Here is a 17,872-nt window from a genome sequence, read left to right on the forward strand (position 1 = left end):
TGCTCCAGTCTGTCGATATAAAAAGAGAAGAAGCTGCAGCACACTATCAACTAGTATTGAGTTCAAAAGGCGGAGGTACGGGCATGAGCCATACAGAATATTTGGATATGTTTATTGAAGAAAGCCAGGAGCACATTCAGGCGATTAACGTTCACCTGCTGGAGCTGGAAAAGCAGCCGCAGGATGAAACGATCATAGGGGAAATTTTTCGTTCGGCCCATACGATGAAAGGCATGGCCGGCACGATGGGATATGAGGATTTGACGAATGTTACACATGCTCTGGAAAATGTTCTCGACCAAATGCGTGAAAAAACGAGGCTTGCAGATGCAGAAACGATGGATGTACTTCTTGAAGCAGCAGATGTTGCTGAAGAAATCGTAGAGGATATCGCTTCCGGCGGTGAGGGGAAAAAGGATATACAGGCTATTACGGAAAAGCTGCTTGGTCAAAGCACCCGGCCCGGGGCAGAGCAGGGGACAAAAGAAAAGAATGGCATTGACATGGATTGGAATGAATACGACCGGGCAGTGATCGCCCAGTCCGTGGAAAGTGGTATGCAGGCATATACAGTGCATGTGACCCTTGAGGAGAATGCCATTCTAAAAGCAGCACGTGCCTACATGGTATTTGAAGCTCTTGAAGCAGACGGTCACGTTATTAAATCAGTGCCGGAGGCTTCAGATATTGAAGCGGAGCGATTCGATAACGCATTTACCACAGCAGTAGTAACGACCGCTGCAAAGGAAGACCTGATCAACCAGGTGGCTTCAATTTCGGAAATTGAAACAGTGGTGGCAGAGGAAATTGAAATAACGGGCAGCACAGACCATCAGGAAGGTTTGGTCGAAAAACCGGCTCCGGAAGTAAATGAAACCAGTTCACTGGAACGTAAACGTACAGAGACGAACAAAACCATCCGGGTTAATATTGACCGGCTGGATAAATTAATGAACCTTTTTGAAGAGCTGGTTATTGATCGGGGGCGCCTTGAGCGTATATCGGAGGAAATACGAAGCAGCGAACTGACAGAAACAGTCGAAAGAATGTCACGGACGACCGGGAGCCTGCAGGAAATTATTTTACATATGCGGATGGTACCGGTGGATCAGGTGTTCAGTCGTTTCCCGAAGATGGTGCGCAGCCTGTCAAGAGACCTTGGCAAAAAGATAGAGCTCGAAGTCATTGGTGCAGAGACGGAACTGGATCGTTCGATTATTGATGAAATTGGGGACCCGCTTGTTCATCTTATACGAAATTCAATCGATCATGGAATTGAAATGCCCGAAAAGAGAAAGCAGAACGGCAAGCCGGAAGAGGGTCATGTCGAGCTTCGTGCTTATCACAGCGGCAATCATGTGTATATTGAAATTGAGGATGACGGGGGCGGAATTGACCGTGAACGTGTACTCAAAAAGGCCGTGGAAAATGACGTAATCGCTGCCGAGGATGCCGATACGCTGACGGATTACGACGTGTATCAATTCATTTTTTCAGCAGGATTCAGCACTGTTGATGAAGTGACTGACCTGTCAGGGCGCGGGGTCGGTTTGGACGTAGTAAAAAATACGTTTGAATCACTCGGCGGCGTCATCAGTGTGCATTCTGAAAAAGGACGAGGAACCAAATTCAGTATTCAGCTTCCCCTGACACTGTCGATTATTGATGTGATGCTTGTGGATGTGGGTGAAGAGCATTACGGACTGCCGCTTACTTCTATCGTAGAGACAGCAAGTATTAAGAGCAGCAGCATTTTTTATGTGCACAAACGGAAAATGATCGATTTTCGCGGAAATATTATTCCAGTAATGTTTTTGGAGGATGTATTTGAAATTCCGGTGGAACGGGAGTGGGACCGTGAAAATTATTCGGTCGTAGTCGTGCATAAAGGAGAAAAGATGGCTGCTCTGGTTGTCGACAGTTTTATCGGCCAGCAGGATGTTGTATTGAAATCACTCGGCCATTACCTTCGGGACGTACGCGCCATATCAGGAGCCACGATTCTCGGAGACGGTAATGTAGCATTAATTGTAGACACAAACGCTCTATTGTAAGGAGGAAGTATTATGACGGAAGAAAATGTTGTAAAAAAAGTCATTATATTTCGATTGGAGGCCGAAGAATACGGCGTTGAAGTAAATCATGTCCAGTCGATTGAACGAATGCAGAATTTCACCCGTATACCAAATGCTGAAAAAAGTATACGCGGCGTCATTAATTTGCGGGGGGTCATTATTCCAATTATTGATCTTCGAAAAAGACTTTCCTATGAAGAAGTCCCGTATACAGAAGAAACACGGATTTTAATTTTAGCTCTTGAAGGAAATCATATCGGCTTGATCGTTGATGCGGCAAACGATGTGATGGACGTGTTTGAAAGTGAAATTGACGCGCCTCCTCAAGCAGTCTCGAAAGAAGAACAAATGTATTTAAAAAACGTAATCAAAAAAGAAAGCCGCGTATTTACTCTTTTAAATGTGCATGCAGTAGCCGAATCTTTGGAAACGGCGTCTGTTTGATTCCCAGGGCTGTTCTCCTTTAATATAGGAGAAGGAGCCCTTTTTCATATGTGTGAAAAATAAATTAGGGAATAGGGCGGATAGTGGAAATATTTTCACAGGACTGTACGCCGCAGATAGAACAAGGTATGATGTTAACAGCGGCGCCAGGCAGCGTGCGTTCGAAATTTTATATAATGGGGACATGCTTCCATGAGTTTACATCAATCAACCGAAGAAAAGCAGTATGATATCAATATGATGTTTGTATTGTTTTTGTTCGCAGTAGTCAGCTGTTTCTATATTTTTCAGGCTCAGCAGCTCGAACAATACGAAGGCAATTTTATGATCCAGCAGATTATCTTTTTCGTGCTGGCATTCGCTATTATGATGGTAGTTATACATTTTGATTTTGAGTATTATCTGATACTGCACTGGTTTTTATATGCTTTTGGGCTGGCTCTTTTAGCAGGGCTGCTAGTTGCTCCGTCAAGTATTGCCCCAGTGATTAACGGGGCACAGTCATGGTATGTAGTCCCCGGTCTCGGCCAGTTTCAGCCGGCAGAATTTATGAGAATTTTTCTGATCTTGACGCTGAGTGCTATCATTTATAATCACCATACAGAGTACAGCGGGAGCAAAAACATGCGCTCTGATTTTATACTTATAGGGAAAATGTTTCTGCCCACCCTCCCGGTCATTCTTCTTCTGGCAACACAGCCGGACATGGGGAGTGTGATGCTCGTAGGAGCTATTTTTGTTTCTCTTCTGGTGGTTTCGGGGATCTCCTACAAAATATTGACAGTAGCTATCGGCGCTCCACTTTTAGCGATACTTGGATTTGTCATTTCTTTTTTTCAGTTTCCTAATTTGATGGAGCGATTTGTATTTTCCAATATGGACCCTTATCAGGTAAGCAGAATCCAGGGATGGCTGAATCCGTTTGAAAATCAGGACGCAGGTTTTCAGACAGCAAGAGCATTGACTGCCATCGGCTCCGGAAGGCTGTTTGGCAACGACGGGGACCAGGTGTATATCCCGGAAGCCCACACGGATTTCATTTTTGCTGTGATCAGCTCTGTTCACGGCTTTCTGGGCGGTGCGATGGTCATCACCCTTTATTTTGTGCTCCTGTATCAAATTCTTCTGATCAGCATGCGGTCGCATAACGCTTACGGCAAATACATCTGTGCAGGTGTTATTGGATTGTTTGCTTTCCAGATATTTCAAAATATCGGACAAAGCCTTGGCCTTCTGCCGGTCACCGGTTTTACGCTTCCACTGCTCAGCTACGGAGGAAGCTCGCTTGTCGGCACCATGTTTATTTTAGGTATCGTAATGAGTGTACGCTATCATTCAAAAAATTACTTCTTTGCCCACCACAAAAATCAGTAAAGCCAGCCGAAATCCGGCTGGCTTTTGTTTATGGTTTTTTGATATGCATGGAATTCTTTGGTGCTCTGGCTCTTCCCGAAGATGAGAAAAGCTGTTCACTCTGCCTTTGCACGGCCGAGATGAGCGTATCGAGTTTACGCTCCATCCGGTAAACAAGAAAAAAGGCAAGTGCAACAGCCGCTCCCTGGTCTCCGGCCAGCTGTATCCATTCCTCCATGAAAAATCCTCCTTTATAAAGAATCCCCCAGCCGAGGGGGCTGAGGGAATCGGATTAATTGGTTTCCCAGATAGTGTCTACGTTTCGTTCTACGACTCTTGCATACACTTTTTTAGTAACAATGCCATCGCTTGTGAAAAAGGCTTCCTTAGCAATAATGGTGTCCATTAATGCCTCTACTGCTGTTTCATCCACCGGTTCTGCCGGGTTTTCGATAGAAAGAGTAGTAGCTTTGCCGAAATCACTTTCAAAACGCAGCTGCAGTTGCTTGCTCATCATCTTCACCTCCTGTATTTAAAGCTACTGCCGTTTTACAACGGGGCCGGAGCCTGCATGGTGTACTCGTTGTTGCGCTGCACGCTTTGTACAACGTACGGCTGAAGTGCGGCAAGGCCATCCGCAATTTCCTGCAGGTCATCGTCTGAAATTTCAGGGTTTATGCTGCGGAATGTTTTTCGTTTGTAGTCACCGCTGCCGTCTTCGCCAGGTCCTAAATAAAATTCAAAAGAAAGATCAGTTTTTGTTAATTGAGCCATTGTGTCTCACCTCCTTTCACCGTATATATTGACGTGCCGAAGCAAAAGGGGGGGGAGGGAGCTGTGTTTATTTTACGAAGGTTATGGGAATATCACCATGGAATGTTAAACGAAGGAGGATTTACAATGAACGTACTGGTAATTGGAGCGAACGGAAAAATTGCACGTCACCTGGTGGAAGAATTGAAGGACACGGATCACCACGTAACGGCGTTAATTAGAAAAGAAGAACAGTCAGAAGAATTGAAGAGCCTTGGGGCGGACGAAACGGTAGTCCGTGATTTGGAAGGAGACATTTCCGATGCGTTTGCCGGTAAAGACGCAGCGGTCTTTGCTGCTGGGTCAGGTGGCCATACAGGACCGGATAAAACCACCATTATTGACTTGTGGGGGTCGAGAAAATCAGTGGAAGCCTCCAAAGCCCATGGGGTAAAACGCTTCATTCAGGTAAGTTCGATGAATACGGATGAACCGGAAAACGGCCCGGAAAAAATGCGCCATTACTTTATTGCTAAGCGCGTAGCCGATGATTACCTTGAAGAAAGCGGCCTTGATTATACCATTGTACGGCCGGGAGTGCTCACAAACGATGATCCGAGCGGCACTGTACAGTTAAAACAAAAACTGAATGAAAAAGGCGAAATTCCACGCGCTGATGTGGCTAAAGTGATCGCCGCATCTTTGGATACACCTGGTACTATCCGCAAAAAGTTTGATCTGATCAGCGGCGACCAGGAAATTATTGCAGCGCTCAACGAATTATAGGAAGAAAAGCAAACAGCCGGCCCAACGCAGCCGGCTGTTTTTACATAATAACCGCATGGGAGGCAAAAGCGCCATGACGAACAGTTCAGGCCCCCGGATTTCCGGGCGTGCCCTATGGTTAAACTTTTTCCTGCTGTTTGCAGTTGGTATTGTTATCATTGCTGCTGTATTTCAGGGGGAAACTTTAACATACATAAACAGCTTATTTTCCTTTAATACAGCTGCTGCCGATAGTCTTACCGGAGCCTGCACGGGGATAGCGGCAGGATTTTTCGCCTGGGGGGCGTATAAAAAGCAGTGGTTTGCCGTGCCGGACAACACATATACCGATCTCTTAAAAGAACTGATCCGCCGGCGGGGGAGCTTTTGGGCTGTAACAGCTGGGGCGGCAGTATCAGAGGAAATATTGTTTCGGGCAGCAGTGCTTGGAACACTGGTGCTTGTACTGCCGGACCTCTTTGCTTTATGCGTTGCTTCATTTATTTTTATGCTGGTGCATGTGCCTCAATACGCCGGTCATCAGCTGATTCATGCATGGATTTTTGTCCTGGGCCTTCTGCTCGGAGGCCTGCTTTTATGGCAGGGAACGCTGTGGGGGGCTGCGGCTGCTCATGCCGGATACAATGCGGTCTCCTTTCTGATTTGGAAACGAAGTGAAGCACTTCAGGAATAATCACTCTGAACCGGCGGGGCGGAAATGTCAGTAGCTTTTGCCAGTCTGGTGACGCTCCAGGCGGAGCTGTGCTTTCTCCTGCTCTTCCGAAGAAACGAGATAATAGCTTACCCCGTTCTCTTCAGCAGAAGCTCCATGAATTTCAGTCGTCTGGATCTGGGTGAGGGCAGGAGTATAGTGGTAAGAAAAGCTGCGGATATCCTGAAACGTCATATCGGTCTGTATGTGGTCACCGAGGGCGTAAAGCAGTTCTTCCGCTTTACGGAGCGTAGCCGGACTTTTTGCTTTTTCAAGAAGTGCTTCGAGCACCTGCTGCTGGCGGAGGTTCCGACCCAGATCGCCCCGTGGGTCCTGCTTGCGCATGCGGACGTAATATAAGGCCTGTTCGCCATTTAAATGGAGATTTCCCTTCGTGTAGGTGAAAGGCTCTCCTTCGTCCTTGACGAATTCCAAATCGTTTTGCACTGTAACTCCGCCGTAAGCATCAACCACCTCCCGGAACCCTTCCATATCGGCTTCGACGGTAAAATCGATGGAGGTGTCCAGAAATTCTTCCGCTGTTTTCTTCAGTAAGGGCATGCCTCCATAGCTGTAGGCATGATTTATTTTATCCATACTGTCTCTTCCTGGAATGGAAACCTTAGTGTCTCTTGGAATATTAAAAAGCAGCGTGGATTCGTTCCCGGAATGGATAGAGATAATCATAATCACATCAGCGCGGGAAACTGTCTCTTCTTTATCTGTCCCCGCTATTAGAATAATCTGGGGTCCGGAAACAGTAGAAGAATCCTCCGGCGCTGTTTCCGTGGTGATTTTCTCTTTTTGTCCAGCAGTTATAGTGTAATAATAGTAAAAGAGTCCGCCGAGAGATAGGAAGCATGTAAGCAGGAAAGTAATCATAAAAAACAAGTATACGTTTCGCATAGTTGGACGTCCTGTCTGTAAAAGTCAAAATCTCTATTTTTATATCGGCAGAAAAGGGAATATATCCAGTAGGCAAGGGTGCTCCCTGCGTTGACAAAAAAAGAGCGTAACGTTATATTCAACGTTACTGCTATTTATAATCTCGTTAGGTGAGGCTCCTGTGTAGATACAAGCTTATGCCCAAAAATGTCTAAAGACGCCAATGGGTCAACAGAATCCATCGAATTAAGGTGTTTTCTAATGAAGCTGGATAATATATTCCTACGCTATGCAGTGCTAAAGCTCGACGAAAGGGAACAGAACGGGCATATACGATGACTGGCTGATTATGCACGTCTTCCCAACGGTGGAAGGCGTTTTTTGTTTGAAATAAGTGTCAGACGGAAGAAGTACAGCTGCGTGTCTGGCCTGGAGAGGAGGAAAAAGGATGGAGAAATTAAACGAACAGGCACGGGAGGAATTCGTGGAATTAATAGCGGAGTCTTTGCAGCAGGAGCGCATAGAAGCGTTTCGTGAATTATTTTTGGATTTGCACCCTGCGGATCAGGCAGAAGTTTTTCTCGAGCTTGATGAAGAACGGGCAGTAGTGTATAAGTTTTTGTCCCCGGAAGAATTCGCTGAAGTATTCGACAGCTTTGAACCCGAAGTGCAAAAGGAAGTAGCTCTGCAGCTGAACGATCAGTATGCTGCCGAAGTATACAATAATATGTATGCAGATGATGTTGCCGACTTTCTGGGGGAGCTTGAGCCGAGGCAGATGACACATATTCTGCAGGCGATGGATCAGGAGGACGCCAATGACGTCCGGGAGCTGCTCGCCTACGAAGATAAAACGGCCGGTGCCATCATGACAAAAGAATTTGTTTCCATCAAAGCAACGGATACAATTGATGAAGTGATTGACCATCTGCGGCGGGAGGGCCCGGATGCAGAAACGATCTATTATCTGTATGTAGTGGATGAAGAGGAGAAGCTGGCAGGTGTCGCTTCGATCCGTGACTTGATTGTAGCAGACTCAGACCGCACGGTTTCTGAGGTAATGAGCAGCCGTGTCGTGTCTGTCCACGTAGATGATGACCAGGAAGAGGTCGCCCAGCTGATACAGAAGTATGATTTTCTGGCAACTCCTGTTATAGACAGTGAAGGGAGGCTTGCGGGAATTGTAACCGTGGATGATGCACTCGATGTGCTCGCAGAAGAAGCTTCGGAAGACATTGGAGAAATCTCCGGGTCCCGTGGTTCCACAGATGTGAGTGTTAATGCATTTAAAGCAGCCAGACTCCGTGCTCCGTGGATTATCCTGCTGATGTTTTTAGGGCTGTTTACAGCCCAGGTAATCGGCTGGTTTGAAAGCACCCTCGAAAGTGTCGTTCTGCTTGCCGCGTTTATTCCGATGATTATGGGGTCAGCCGGGAACACGGGCACGCAGTCGCTTGCTGTGTCCGTGCGTGCGCTTGCAACGGGAAACATTGAACGAAAAGGGCTGTGGCGTACGATCAGCCGGGAATTTTCCACGGGAATTATGATTGGGGTGGCCTCAGGAATTGTGATTACGATCTTATTGTATCTTTTTTACGGGGAGCCCCTGATAGGAGTAATTGTCGGTTTTTCCATCATGATTTCACTTGGGGTGGCTAGTGTTATCGGCACGCTGGTGCCGCTTGTAATCAATAAGCTGAAGCTCGACCCTGCCATTGCTTCAGGACCGTTCATTACAACGCTCACTGATATTATCAGCCTGCTGATTTATTTCACAGTAGCTTCGTCGCTCATCCAGAGCATTTAAGAACAGATTTTTAAAAAGAATAATGAAAAAAGGGGAGACGCTGTCTCTTCTTTTTTGTGGGCAGTTAATTAGATTAACAATTGCGCGGTGTGATAAACTATCACTATCCTGGATGAAAAGGAGCGAGGGCTTTGCAGTTAACAACCTATACGGATTATGCATTACGGATGGTAATGTACCTGGCCGCTCATGATGAAGACGAGTCCCTGCATAGTATTAAACAAATATCGACTGCATACTCCATTTCGTACAACCATCTGACTAAGGTTGGGCATGAGCTGTCGAAGCTTGGCGTCATTCACACGGTGAAAGGCCGGAACGGAGGAATTCGTTTGGCCAAAGAACCGGAAGAAATTAACATTGGCTGGCTTGTAAGGCAGACAGAAGATAATCTGACGCTGGTGGAATGCTTTGATCCAGAATCGAACCAGTGTATTTTAGCAGGCAGATGCCGGCTCCAGGGTGTTTTGGGAGAGGCTTTGAAAGCGTATTTGTCGGTACTCGATAAGTATACGGTCAAAGACCTCACAGTAAACAAGGAAATGCTTCATGCTCTGTTTGCAGCTTCAACGGCAAAAAATCAGCCGCCGATTTCTTTTTCTTAAGAAAAGATATCATCGTGCTTGCCCCGGTCACGGTGACATTTGTTAATCATCCAGGAAACCAATTATACATAATAAAGCAGCAGCCCTGTTGAAACGGGACTGCTGCTTCTTTTCATACTCTGAAGGTTAGTTTGTCTCTTCAAAGCGCCGCAGGTCGTTATTGTGACCGATAGCAATAAGCACGTCTTCTTTGAAAAGGCGGTCCTGGGCTGTGGGTGATATATTAACCTCTTTGCCGCGGCGGATGCCGAGAACGGTAACCCCGAATTTGGCCCGGATATCGAGCTGGGCGAGGGTCTTTTTATGCATGGATGCTGGTGCAGTAATCTCTATAATGGAATACTCTGCGGAGAGCTCAATATAGTCAATGACACGGTCAGAAACGAGGTGCTGGGCGATACGGTTGCCCATGTCATGCTCCGGGTGGATAATCTTATCTGCCCCGATTTTATCGAGAACCTTGTGGTGGTGAAAGTTTTGCGCTTTTACCCAGACCGAAGGGATGTCCATCTCCTTTAATAAGAGGGTGCATAAAATGCTTGCCTGAAGATCATCACCAATAGCGACAATCACGTGATCAAAATTTGTAATCCCCAGGTTCCTTAGTTCTTTTTCATCTGTGCCGTCGGCGACGGCGCTGTACGTAGAATGATTGGTAATGTCGTCGAGTTTTTCTTCATTATTGTCAATGGCCAGCACGTCATGACCGAGCTTGTACAATTCTGTACTGACGCTGACACCGAATCGCCCGAGACCGATAATGGCAAATTGTTTTTTCACACGGCGTTCTCCTTTGTCTGAAGCTTGGGGTCGTTTTCCTGTAATTGTATCGTTAATGTACCGCCGCAGTCGTGATTTGTCAAACGGGAGCCGGATGAAGGACTTGATCGTCTGATAAAGCGGAACGGCCGGAGAAATAAAGATGAAGGCAGCGCTCTGTCTGTTTTTTTAAATTAGCGTTTAAATGAGAGGTCCGGCCTGAGCCGCTGTTAAGATAGTACACGTAGTGTGTGAAAACACCGTCATTTTCTTCAAAAACGACCCTTATATTCTTTTTTTTCATGTAGAGACGCAGCTGATCGAGGTCGTGCCCAAGAGTATCGAAAGCCTGTTGAAACAACCGTTCGTAGGGTTCCTGCAGGCGGACGTCAGAAGATTTAAGCGCCTGTGTATCGAGCGTCAGTACTTTTTTTACAATCGGAAGGAGGACAGCATAATGGATAACGATATGTTCTTTTTCTGTTATAACCATTCTGTTCTCCCCCTTGCGTTGCATGATTAAATTCATTATACGAATACATGTTCCCGTTTTTCAATAAGATTTTTCATTTGCTCCGAATTTTTTTGAATTGTATAGCTCGAATTTTTGCAGGAAATGGTCTATAATGAAGTTATGTAAGCGGATACATTAAGCTTTTATTCTTCTTGGAGTTGTCGGACAATTAGTTTTACTGGCGTCAAAGGTGGGTATAGTGCAGTACACACAAAATTTATTGGCAATCAATAGATAGGCATTGGGAGGCCATGCGCGCGTCGCCCGCTTTAAAAAAGATCAGCGCCCGGCGGGTGCTGCAATAAGAACAGGGGGTTCGGCGAATATGTTACATCCAACTCATGAGCAGCATTTTATGAAAAAAGTGAAACCAATTCAAAATGGTAGAAGACCTTCAAGGCAGATTCTTCAGTCTCTATATGCTCAAATGATGATGGAGTATGCTGTGTTTGAATTTAACAGAGAGCGGCTTCTGCAAAAAATTGATGACTCCCTGGATATGCATGACGAAAAAGCTTTTCAGGAATGGACAGAGGCTTATAAAGAATTGATGAGCGAATATAAAGATGGCAAAGTATTATTCGAACAAGGCTATAAATTAGAGCTTGAATTTGAATGAAGATTTATATCAGCACCCTTTGGGCTTCCCTGAAGGGTGTTTTTTTCATGTCATAACAAATCAGAAAAAGTCACTGCCGGTCTTTACGGTGTTGGCGTTTTTTTGTATTGTTCTTTATACTGGGAAAGAAAAGAAAAGCGAAGGAGGCAGAGCTGGTGATACTTTCCGACCAAACAATCCGTTCAATGATGGAACAGGGCGATCTTAGTATCGATCCATTAGAGGACCATCAGATCCAGCCGGCATCGGTGGACATTCGTCTGGGTACTCACTTTCTAAAAATCGACGAGAACGCTATCGAGTCCATTCAACTGGACCGGCCCGCTAAATATGTGGAATTTGAAAGTGATCAGGTAATTATTCCCCCGCATTCGTTTCTGCTTGCGACCACAAAAGAATACATCAGGCTCCCCCAGCATATTACAGCCTTTGTGGAAGGAAGAAGCTCTATCGGACGGATGGGACTCTTTATTCAAAATGCAGGCTGGGTGGACCCGGGGTTTGAAGGGGAAATCACGCTTGAGCTTTATAACGCCAATCGTCTGCCTATTCGTTTAACGTCCGGCAGGCGGCTCGCACAGCTCGTTTTCGCTGAGATGGATCAAAAAGCCGGTTCTCCTTATGCGGGCAAATACCAGGGACAGCGGAATGCGATGGGAAGTCACGCCTTTTTGGATCAGGAAAACGAATAAAACTGCGCGGGGCTAATACATAGCTGAAATGAGAAATAATGATTTAAAAGACTCGTGACCTTTACTGTTCACGGGTTTTTTCGAGGTAAGCGTAAGCAGAGGCACAGGCGAAAAAAGATGTTATAATGGGAGCGCTGTGAAATGTTTTGGTGGAAAGAAGGAATAACAATTGGGTTTTCAAAATGACAAAGCGGTCGTTGTTTTTAGTGGGGGACAGGACAGTACTACTTGTTTGTTCTGGGCACTGGAACAATTTGAAGAGGTCATTGCCGTAACTTTTTCTTACGGACAACGGCACGATCAGGAAATAGAAGTAGCAAAGCGAATTGCTGAGGATATAAATGTTGAGCACCATGTACTGGATATGGGGCTTTTAAGTCAGCTGGCACCGAACGCGCTGACTCGCGACGATATTGAAGTAGAGGCGGGAGAAGACGGGGAGCTTCCTTCTACGTTTGTAGAGGGCAGGAATCTGTTGTTCTTTTCTTTTGCGACGATTCTTGCTTCGCAGAAAAAGGCAAAACACATTGTGACAGGCGTATGTGAGACAGATTACAGCGGATACCCGGACTGCCGGGATGTATTTGTGAAATCATTGAATGTGTCGCTAAATCTGGCTATTGGAAAAGAGTTTGTGCTGCATACACCTTTGATGTGGCTCGATAAAAAAGAAACCTGGGGGCTTGCCGACCAGCTCGGGAGGCTTGAATACGTAAAGAATGAAACGCTCACCTGCTATCATGGCATACCGGGGGACGGCTGCGGGGAATGCCCGGCCTGTCAACTGCGCCGTGCAGGCTACGAGCAATATATGGAACAAAAAGAAAGGAAAGAATTATGATTTATTCGTATTATCCACAGTGGCCGCACAACTACCGGTACGAATTAAACAAGGATATGCATTTAAGTGCGGCACACTATATTCCTTCTGAAGAAGCGGGAAAGTGCCGCCGGGTGCATGGACACACCTATACAATTAACGTGACAGTTGCCGGTGATGAATTGAACCGGAACGGGTTTTTAATTGATTTTACCGTTTTAAAAAAATGGATCCATAAACGATATGACCATACTCTGTTGAATGATCACCCGGAGTTTGCCAGTGAAGAAACCGAGGCTGCTTATCCGACAACGGAAGTAGTCGCGCAGGTGATCTGGAAAACAGTACAGCAGAAGCTCGATGAAACGTCGAATAAACCTAAATGCCTGCAGGTGCTCGTTAGGGAGACTCCGACAAGCTATGCGGTGTTCCGGCCCAAAGAGGAGGACTTTGCCTAAATGAAACCAACACCTGTACTGGAAATATTCGGTCCGACGATCCAGGGCGAAGGCATGGTTATCGGGCGAAAAACGATGTTTGTACGCACCGGCGGCTGTGACTACCGGTGCTCCTGGTGTGATTCCGCCTTTACATGGGATGGATCACAAAAGGCTGTAGCGATGAGTGCGGAAGCCATTTATGAAAAATTAAAAGAAGCCGGCGGCAGAAGCTTTAACCATGTCACTATTTCCGGAGGCAATCCGGCTATGCACCCCGGTCTCGGGGAACTTGTAGCGCTTTTGCAGGAACACGGTATCGAGACAGCGATTGAAACACAGGGCTCGATCTGGAATGACTGGGTGAAGGAAATCGATGAGGTAACAGTTTCCCCGAAGCCGCCGAGTTCGCTGATGAAAACGGATTGGACCAGGCTGGATTATTATATGAAAGAACTGTGTTCGCGCAGAGAAAAAGAAGTCAGTCTGAAGGTAGTCGTTTTTGATGAAAGCGATCTGAATTACGCGATGGAAGTACATGAGCGTTATCCCGCTGTAACAATGTATCTGCAGGTGGGAAATGACGATACTGTAACGCCGGAGGTAGAGAAACTGAGAGATCATCTGCTTGCTAAATACGAATGGCTTACAGAAAAAGTTCTGCAGGAGGAGCGTTTGAACGGAGTGCGGGTGCTGCCGCAGCTGCATACGCTTCTTTGGGGAAACAAACAGGGAGTATAAGGAGGAAAAGAACATGCCGGAAAGAGACGATATTGAGCAGTTAGATCAGCTGGGAAGTGAAAAAACGGCGTATACATTTGAATATGACCCTTCTCTGCTTGAAGCATTTGAAAACACCCACCCGTACCGGGATTATTTTGTGAAATTTAATTGTCCGGAATTTACCACCCTCTGCCCGAAAACGGGGCAGCCGGATTTTGGCACGCTGTATATCAGCTACATTCCGGACGAAAAAATGGTGGAAAGCAAATCGCTGAAATTGTATTTGTTCAGCTTCCGAAATCACGGTGGCTTTCATGAGGATTCGATTAATACAATCGTAAACGACCTGGTAGAGCTGATGGACCCCCGTTATCTGGAGATATGGGGTAAATTTACTCCGCGCGGCGGTATTTCGATTGATCCATTTGTAAACTACGGCAGAGCCGGAACTAAATACGAGCAGCTTGCAGAAAACCGGCTGTTTCAGCATGATTTGTATCCTGAGCCGGTAGACAACCGCTAAGCCTTTCCCGACAAGGGAGAGGCTTTTTCTATAAGGAAGAGGAGAAGAGCGGTAAAGGTTTGAAGTAAATAAGAAGAGGGGTAGAGAAATAAGTAATTGTGAAAATTTGTGAAAACAGGAGGAAAAGGGACGATGGGGAATCAAACAGCGGGAAATAAAGTGGTGGAAATACTTAAGGAATGGGGCGTTAGCCATCTGTATGGCATGCCGGGAGATTCCATCAATGAATTGATGGAAGAATTACGGAAGGATGAAGACGGTCTGAAGTATATCCAGATTCGTCATGAAGAGACGGGAGCCCTTGCCGCTGCCGCCTATGCGAAGCTGACAGGGAGGCTGGGCGTTTGTTCTTCGATTGCCGGACCTGGAGGAGTTCACTTATTAAACGGCCTGTATGATGCGAAAAGAGATAAAGTGCCAGTACTTGCTTTGGTCGGACAGGTTGATACGTCCATCATCGGCACAGACAATTTTCAGGAAATCCAGCTGAACCAGATGTTTGCTGATGTCAGTGTATTTAATGAAAGTGTCCAGAGTGCCGCGCAGCTCCCGGACATGCTGCATCAGGCGATACGTGCTGCCTACACAGAAAAAGGAGTAGCTGTGCTCGTGATCCCGGATGATGTTTCGGCTGAAGAAATAAAACGTGAAGCCCCGATATCTTCCGGCGTGTTTGCGAGGCCGAAGATCCGCCCGGAGAAGGAAGATATGGTGGAGGCTGCGAGGCTGCTGCACGGGGCGCAGAAGCCAGTGATTCTGGCGGGGAAAGGGGCCAGGCACAGCACTGATGAGCTGCTGGCGTTTGCTGAACATATTCAGGCACCAGTAGCATCTACGCTTCTTGCAAAGGGCGTTGTTCCGGATGAGCATGAGCACAGTCTTGGACAGAATGGCCAGATTGGCACAACGCCGTCATACGAAGCGGTGCAGGAGGCCGATTTGTTAATACTGGCCGGCACTTCCTTTCCTTATCGTGATTTCATGCCAAAAAATACTAAAGCAATTCAAATTGATATTGACCCCAGAGTGATAGGGAAATACTATCCTGTAACGGTAGGTTTAGTCTCTGAACTCGGACCTGTGCTTCAGTGGTATACAGAAAATCTCGAACGCCGGGAGCCTTCTGCCTTTATGCAGAAATATAAAGAAAAAAGAAAAGAGTGGTGGAACGAGCTCGAAAAAGATATGACAGAAGAAACAGACAGGCTGCAGCCGCCGCAGGTGATTCATGAAGTACAGCAGTTTTTGGGGGAAGACGCTGTAGTCTCTGTCGATGTTGGAAATGTCACCGTATGGGCTGCTCGTTATTTAAAGCTGAAAAGACAGGAGTTTGTAATATCAGGGTGGATGGCTACGATGGGGTGCGCCCTTCCCGGTGCGATTGCCGCCAAAGCGGCCTGGCCTGAAAAGCAGACAGTCATGCTTGCCGGGGATGGTGGTTTTGCCATGGGGATGCAGGATTTTGCCACTGCCGTAAAGTATCAGCTTCCAATGATTTGTGTCGTATTTAATAACGAAAAAATTGGAATGATTGAATACGAGCAGCAGCAGATGGGCCATCTGGATACGGAAACAGACATCAGCGGTATTGATTTTGCGGGATTCGCCAAAGCTTGCGGCGGTGAAGGATACAGGGTCAGAACAAAAACCGAACTGCATGAGGCGCTGCAAAAAGCAGTGCTTGCCACCAGACCCGTAGTTATTGACTGCGTCGTGGATATGCAGCCGCCACTTCCCGGCCGGATTTCTTACCAGCAGGCGGTGCATTACAGCGAATTTATTATTAAAAATGTTTTTGAGCGTGGAGAAATTTCGCTGCCACCTTTGAAAAAAGGATGGAAACGAATAAAAAAATAAAAGAAAAACCAGCTGATTTTATTCATCAGCTGGTTTTTGCATTGATTGATACTGCATACTTGATGCACCTTTGATCCGGGCTTCCAGACGGATATTATCGAGTTTGCCGTGAAGCAGTTCATACCGGATTTTTCCGGATTCATACAGCTTGTCGGAACGGGCTTTTGCTTTCCCTTTCACCCGTGCAGGCGTCTGCTGGACAGCTCCTGCTCCGGAAGATACTTTGCGGCGGTATTCTTTCCCGCTTTTCGGAGCGGTGAGCAGACTGGTAAGCACTGACACAGCATAGCCAGCAGCAACTCCCGACCAGAGGCTTTTTTTATGCATTTCCTGTATTCTCCTCTTTCCAGTCCTTAATGGCCTGGCGCTTCTGGTACATATAGTATCCTAAAGCAAGGCTGCCGTAAAGACCGCCAAGAGCCTGCTCATTCACTTTGCCTTTGCCTTCGGTGGAACTCTTTTTCATGCCTGCTGTCATATCAACAAGGCTTGAAGTGAGCTTTCTGGAAGCTTCCCCGGCGTCGCCAACAATGTAAAACAGCGGACTCAACGAGTGGAGCTTTTCATTTACATCCAGAATCGTCTCGTTGCTGTTATGTAAAATCAGCTCCGATTGATTCATTACCTGATCGAGTTGCTCAGGCAGTTTGTCTACTGTTTCGTTCACCCCATTTAATGTTTTAGTGAGGTTGCTTAAGACGCGTGCTAAGAAAATAACTAATACTGCAAAAGCTACCGCGATGATTAGTAGAGCTATGCCGCCAATCATACCCATGATTCACCATTCCTCCTTACAATAAATGCGATTAATCCTACAGCCTAATAAATGGTACCATGATTCATGGCAGAGCACCAGGGCGTGCGGACCATATAATAGTGTCTAACTCTCTCGTACCCTGCTTTTCAGAGCCCTAAACAGATTCTATTATAAATTTCCGGAAAGAAACCGGGGTTTGGAGAAATTAAAGAGAGGACTTCTGGAGAAAATCCTGTTTTTGTATGCACATAATATGGGAAAAGAAACGTAACAAAAATGATGAGGAGGAAAAAACATGCCATGGACGATGAATGACTACCCTTCATCCCTAAAAAACCTGGACAAGCCGGTAAAGAAAAAAGCAATTGATATAGCCAATTCGATGCTCGACGATGGATACGATGAAGGCCGTGCAATTCCAATTGCAACCGAACAGGCAAAAGAATGGTACAGCAATGCTTCTAAAGAAGAAGTGACGGAATTCATGGAGGAGGAAGATCCTAAGTCCCGTGATGATAAAGAAAGTGGTTCGGATCCGGAACTGATGGAAAAAGCAGAGCTGGTAGAAGCACATGAAGACGGATGGGCTGTGCGGGCAAAAAGTGCGAAAAAACCGGATATTGTCTATGACAGCAAATCAGAAGCTATCGAACGTGCAAAAGAAGTGGCAGAAAAGAAAGGAACAGAAGCCATTATTTACAAAAAAGATGGGACAGTAGAAAAAAGGCATTCCTATTAAATAAAAGAGGGAGCAGCTGTATATTAGGCAGCT

23 protein-coding genes and 1 riboswitch are annotated in these 17,872 nt (G+C 46.2%); of the genes, 15 read left to right on the forward strand and 8 right to left on the reverse strand.

Annotation, left to right across the window (positions count from 1 at the left end):
- The first annotated feature begins 83 nt into the window (after nt 1-83).
- The 3 genes from ACTRXH_RS00260 (at nt 84) to ACTRXH_RS00270 (ending at nt 3,893) form a co-directional block, all read left to right on the forward strand.
- Nucleotides 84-2,054: a chemotaxis protein CheW gene (locus ACTRXH_RS00260; protein WP_474279979.1), complete on the forward strand. Its 1,971-nt coding sequence runs from the start codon at nt 84-86 to the stop codon at nt 2,052-2,054.
- A 12-nt stretch (nt 2,055-2,066) separates the two neighbouring features.
- On the forward strand, nt 2,067-2,519 hold the full coding sequence (locus tag ACTRXH_RS00265; protein WP_474261980.1) for a chemotaxis protein CheW: 453 nt from the start codon (nt 2,067-2,069) through the stop codon (nt 2,517-2,519).
- A gap of 192 nt (nt 2,520-2,711) precedes the next feature.
- Complete coding sequence (locus ACTRXH_RS00270; protein ID WP_474261982.1) at nt 2,712-3,893, forward strand: FtsW/RodA/SpoVE family cell cycle protein; 1,182 nt, start codon at nt 2,712-2,714, stop codon at nt 3,891-3,893.
- 28 nt (nt 3,894-3,921) lie between these two features.
- Here the strand turns inward: ACTRXH_RS00270 and ACTRXH_RS00275 are convergent, their stop codons facing one another.
- The 3 genes from ACTRXH_RS00275 to ACTRXH_RS00285 are packed head-to-tail and all read right to left on the reverse strand — an operon-like array spanning nt 3,922 to nt 4,646.
- Nucleotides 3,922-4,110, reverse strand: coding sequence for a hypothetical protein (locus ACTRXH_RS00275; RefSeq protein WP_474261984.1), 189 nt, complete (start codon nt 4,108-4,110; stop codon nt 3,922-3,924).
- Nucleotides 4,111-4,164: 54 nt separating this feature from the next.
- The gene (locus ACTRXH_RS00280) at nt 4,165-4,386 is read right to left on the reverse strand and encodes a DUF2922 domain-containing protein (RefSeq protein WP_462865510.1); all 222 of its coding nucleotides are present in this window, start codon (nt 4,384-4,386) and stop codon (nt 4,165-4,167) included.
- A gap of 35 nt (nt 4,387-4,421) precedes the next feature.
- Nucleotides 4,422-4,646 (reverse strand): DUF1659 domain-containing protein, encoded by a 225-nt coding sequence (locus ACTRXH_RS00285; RefSeq protein WP_474261989.1) that lies wholly within the window; start codon nt 4,644-4,646, stop codon nt 4,422-4,424.
- Nucleotides 4,647-4,772: 126 nt separating this feature from the next.
- On the opposite strand from ACTRXH_RS00285, the gene ACTRXH_RS00290 reads away from it, so the two are divergent.
- The gene (locus tag ACTRXH_RS00290; RefSeq protein WP_474279242.1) at nt 4,773-5,411 is read left to right on the forward strand and encodes an SDR family oxidoreductase; all 639 of its coding nucleotides are present in this window, start codon (nt 4,773-4,775) and stop codon (nt 5,409-5,411) included.
- A 73-nt stretch (nt 5,412-5,484) separates the two neighbouring features.
- The gene (locus ACTRXH_RS00295) at nt 5,485-6,084 is read left to right on the forward strand and encodes a CPBP family glutamic-type intramembrane protease (protein WP_474279981.1); all 600 of its coding nucleotides are present in this window, start codon (nt 5,485-5,487) and stop codon (nt 6,082-6,084) included.
- Between the two features lie 27 nt (nt 6,085-6,111).
- Here ACTRXH_RS00295 and ACTRXH_RS00300 read toward each other — a convergent pair whose 3' ends face one another.
- Entirely contained in the window at nt 6,112-7,008 is an 897-nt protein-coding gene (locus ACTRXH_RS00300; RefSeq protein WP_474279238.1) for an LCP family protein, read from the reverse strand.
- Between the two features lie 134 nt (nt 7,009-7,142).
- A riboswitch (M-box (ykoK) riboswitch) is annotated at nt 7,143-7,310 on the forward strand.
- A 125-nt stretch (nt 7,311-7,435) separates the two neighbouring features.
- Between ACTRXH_RS00300 and mgtE the strand changes: the two genes are divergently transcribed.
- Entirely contained in the window at nt 7,436-8,794 is a 1,359-nt protein-coding gene (mgtE, locus tag ACTRXH_RS00305; protein WP_474261996.1) for a magnesium transporter, read from the forward strand.
- A gap of 131 nt (nt 8,795-8,925) precedes the next feature.
- Nucleotides 8,926-9,399, forward strand: a complete 474-nt coding sequence (locus ACTRXH_RS00310; RefSeq protein ID WP_474261997.1) for an RrF2 family transcriptional regulator — start codon at nt 8,926-8,928, stop codon at nt 9,397-9,399.
- A gap of 126 nt (nt 9,400-9,525) precedes the next feature.
- Here ACTRXH_RS00310 and ACTRXH_RS00315 read toward each other — a convergent pair whose 3' ends face one another.
- Nucleotides 9,526-10,179 carry a potassium channel family protein gene (locus ACTRXH_RS00315; RefSeq protein ID WP_322526465.1) on the reverse strand — a complete coding sequence of 218 codons (654 nt, stop codon included), beginning with the start codon at nt 10,177-10,179 and terminating at the stop codon, nt 9,526-9,528.
- A gap of 79 nt (nt 10,180-10,258) precedes the next feature.
- Complete coding sequence (locus tag ACTRXH_RS00320; RefSeq protein WP_474261998.1) at nt 10,259-10,651, reverse strand: YhjD family protein; 393 nt, start codon at nt 10,649-10,651, stop codon at nt 10,259-10,261.
- 346 nt (nt 10,652-10,997) lie between these two features.
- Between ACTRXH_RS00320 and ACTRXH_RS00325 the strand changes: the two genes are divergently transcribed.
- The 7 genes from ACTRXH_RS00325 (at nt 10,998) to ACTRXH_RS00355 (ending at nt 16,343) form a co-directional block, all read left to right on the forward strand.
- Nucleotides 10,998-11,291 carry an IDEAL domain-containing protein gene (locus ACTRXH_RS00325; protein ID WP_322526463.1) on the forward strand — a complete coding sequence of 98 codons (294 nt, stop codon included), beginning with the start codon at nt 10,998-11,000 and terminating at the stop codon, nt 11,289-11,291.
- A gap of 155 nt (nt 11,292-11,446) precedes the next feature.
- On the forward strand, nt 11,447-11,983 hold the full coding sequence (gene dcd / locus ACTRXH_RS00330; protein ID WP_474261999.1) for a dCTP deaminase: 537 nt from the start codon (nt 11,447-11,449) through the stop codon (nt 11,981-11,983).
- Between the two features lie 169 nt (nt 11,984-12,152).
- The gene (gene queC, locus ACTRXH_RS00335; protein WP_474262001.1) at nt 12,153-12,824 is read left to right on the forward strand and encodes a 7-cyano-7-deazaguanine synthase QueC; all 672 of its coding nucleotides are present in this window, start codon (nt 12,153-12,155) and stop codon (nt 12,822-12,824) included.
- On the forward strand, nt 12,821-13,261 hold the full coding sequence (queD, locus tag ACTRXH_RS00340; RefSeq protein ID WP_462865486.1) for a 6-carboxytetrahydropterin synthase QueD: 441 nt from the start codon (nt 12,821-12,823) through the stop codon (nt 13,259-13,261). Before queC ends, queD begins: the two co-directional genes overlap by 4 nt.
- Complete coding sequence (gene queE, locus ACTRXH_RS00345) at nt 13,262-13,981, forward strand: 7-carboxy-7-deazaguanine synthase QueE (RefSeq protein WP_474279230.1); 720 nt, start codon at nt 13,262-13,264, stop codon at nt 13,979-13,981. It abuts the gene before it with no gap.
- A 13-nt stretch (nt 13,982-13,994) separates the two neighbouring features.
- Nucleotides 13,995-14,486, forward strand: a complete 492-nt coding sequence (gene queF / locus ACTRXH_RS00350) for a preQ(1) synthase (protein WP_474279228.1) — start codon at nt 13,995-13,997, stop codon at nt 14,484-14,486.
- Between the two features lie 132 nt (nt 14,487-14,618).
- A complete protein-coding gene (locus ACTRXH_RS00355; protein WP_474279983.1) occupies nt 14,619-16,343 on the forward strand; it encodes a pyruvate oxidase in 1,725 nt (574 codons plus the stop codon).
- A gap of 18 nt (nt 16,344-16,361) precedes the next feature.
- On the opposite strand, the gene ACTRXH_RS00360 is transcribed toward ACTRXH_RS00355, so the two are convergent.
- Both ACTRXH_RS00360 and ACTRXH_RS00365 read right to left on the reverse strand, forming a co-directional pair.
- Nucleotides 16,362-16,670, reverse strand: a complete 309-nt coding sequence (locus ACTRXH_RS00360; RefSeq protein WP_322526456.1) for a YtxH domain-containing protein — start codon at nt 16,668-16,670, stop codon at nt 16,362-16,364.
- Complete coding sequence (locus ACTRXH_RS00365; RefSeq protein WP_474262005.1) at nt 16,663-17,118, reverse strand: DUF948 domain-containing protein; 456 nt, start codon at nt 17,116-17,118, stop codon at nt 16,663-16,665. Before ACTRXH_RS00365 ends, ACTRXH_RS00360 begins: the two co-directional genes overlap by 8 nt.
- Nucleotides 17,119-17,395: 277 nt before the next feature.
- Here ACTRXH_RS00365 and ACTRXH_RS00370 point away from each other — a divergent pair, with 277 nt between their 5' ends.
- Entirely contained in the window at nt 17,396-17,839 is a 444-nt protein-coding gene (locus ACTRXH_RS00370; protein WP_474262006.1) for a DUF2188 domain-containing protein, read from the forward strand.
- The last annotated feature ends 33 nt before the right edge of the window (nt 17,840-17,872 follow it).

Source organism: Marinococcus sp. LNHM5E3-2.1, from assembly GCF_056034365.1.

What these genes read in the sequence shown, in the direction of transcription:
- ACTRXH_RS00265 (WP_474261980.1), top strand. Translation starts at nt 2,067, where the DNA reads ATGACGGAAGAAAATGTTGTAAAAAAAGTCATTATATTTCGATTGGAG.
- ACTRXH_RS00370 (WP_474262006.1), top strand. Translation starts at nt 17,396, where the DNA reads ATGCCATGGACGATGAATGACTACCCTTCATCCCTAAAAAACCTGGAC.
- ACTRXH_RS00290 (WP_474279242.1), top strand. Translation starts at nt 4,773, where the DNA reads ATGAACGTACTGGTAATTGGAGCGAACGGAAAAATTGCACGTCACCTG.
- ACTRXH_RS00300 (WP_474279238.1), bottom strand. Translation starts at nt 7,008, where the DNA reads ATGCGAAACGTATACTTGTTTTTTATGATTACTTTCCTGCTTACATGC.
- ACTRXH_RS00295 (WP_474279981.1), top strand. Translation starts at nt 5,485, where the DNA reads ATGACGAACAGTTCAGGCCCCCGGATTTCCGGGCGTGCCCTATGGTTA.
- ACTRXH_RS00360 (WP_322526456.1), bottom strand. Translation starts at nt 16,670, where the DNA reads ATGCATAAAAAAAGCCTCTGGTCGGGAGTTGCTGCTGGCTATGCTGTG.
- ACTRXH_RS00320 (WP_474261998.1), bottom strand. Translation starts at nt 10,651, where the DNA reads ATGGTTATAACAGAAAAAGAACATATCGTTATCCATTATGCTGTCCTC.
- queF (WP_474279228.1), top strand. Translation starts at nt 13,995, where the DNA reads ATGCCGGAAAGAGACGATATTGAGCAGTTAGATCAGCTGGGAAGTGAA.
- ACTRXH_RS00325 (WP_322526463.1), top strand. Translation starts at nt 10,998, where the DNA reads ATGTTACATCCAACTCATGAGCAGCATTTTATGAAAAAAGTGAAACCA.
- ACTRXH_RS00355 (WP_474279983.1), top strand. Translation starts at nt 14,619, where the DNA reads ATGGGGAATCAAACAGCGGGAAATAAAGTGGTGGAAATACTTAAGGAA.
- ACTRXH_RS00270 (WP_474261982.1), top strand. Translation starts at nt 2,712, where the DNA reads ATGAGTTTACATCAATCAACCGAAGAAAAGCAGTATGATATCAATATG.
- ACTRXH_RS00275 (WP_474261984.1), bottom strand. Translation starts at nt 4,110, where the DNA reads ATGGAGGAATGGATACAGCTGGCCGGAGACCAGGGAGCGGCTGTTGCA.
- mgtE (WP_474261996.1), top strand. Translation starts at nt 7,436, where the DNA reads ATGGAGAAATTAAACGAACAGGCACGGGAGGAATTCGTGGAATTAATA.
- ACTRXH_RS00285 (WP_474261989.1), bottom strand. Translation starts at nt 4,646, where the DNA reads ATGGCTCAATTAACAAAAACTGATCTTTCTTTTGAATTTTATTTAGGA.
- ACTRXH_RS00260 (WP_474279979.1), top strand. Translation starts at nt 84, where the DNA reads ATGAGCCATACAGAATATTTGGATATGTTTATTGAAGAAAGCCAGGAG.
- queD (WP_462865486.1), top strand. Translation starts at nt 12,821, where the DNA reads ATGATTTATTCGTATTATCCACAGTGGCCGCACAACTACCGGTACGAA.
- ACTRXH_RS00280 (WP_462865510.1), bottom strand. Translation starts at nt 4,386, where the DNA reads ATGAGCAAGCAACTGCAGCTGCGTTTTGAAAGTGATTTCGGCAAAGCT.
- ACTRXH_RS00365 (WP_474262005.1), bottom strand. Translation starts at nt 17,118, where the DNA reads ATGGGTATGATTGGCGGCATAGCTCTACTAATCATCGCGGTAGCTTTT.
- queE (WP_474279230.1), top strand. Translation starts at nt 13,262, where the DNA reads ATGAAACCAACACCTGTACTGGAAATATTCGGTCCGACGATCCAGGGC.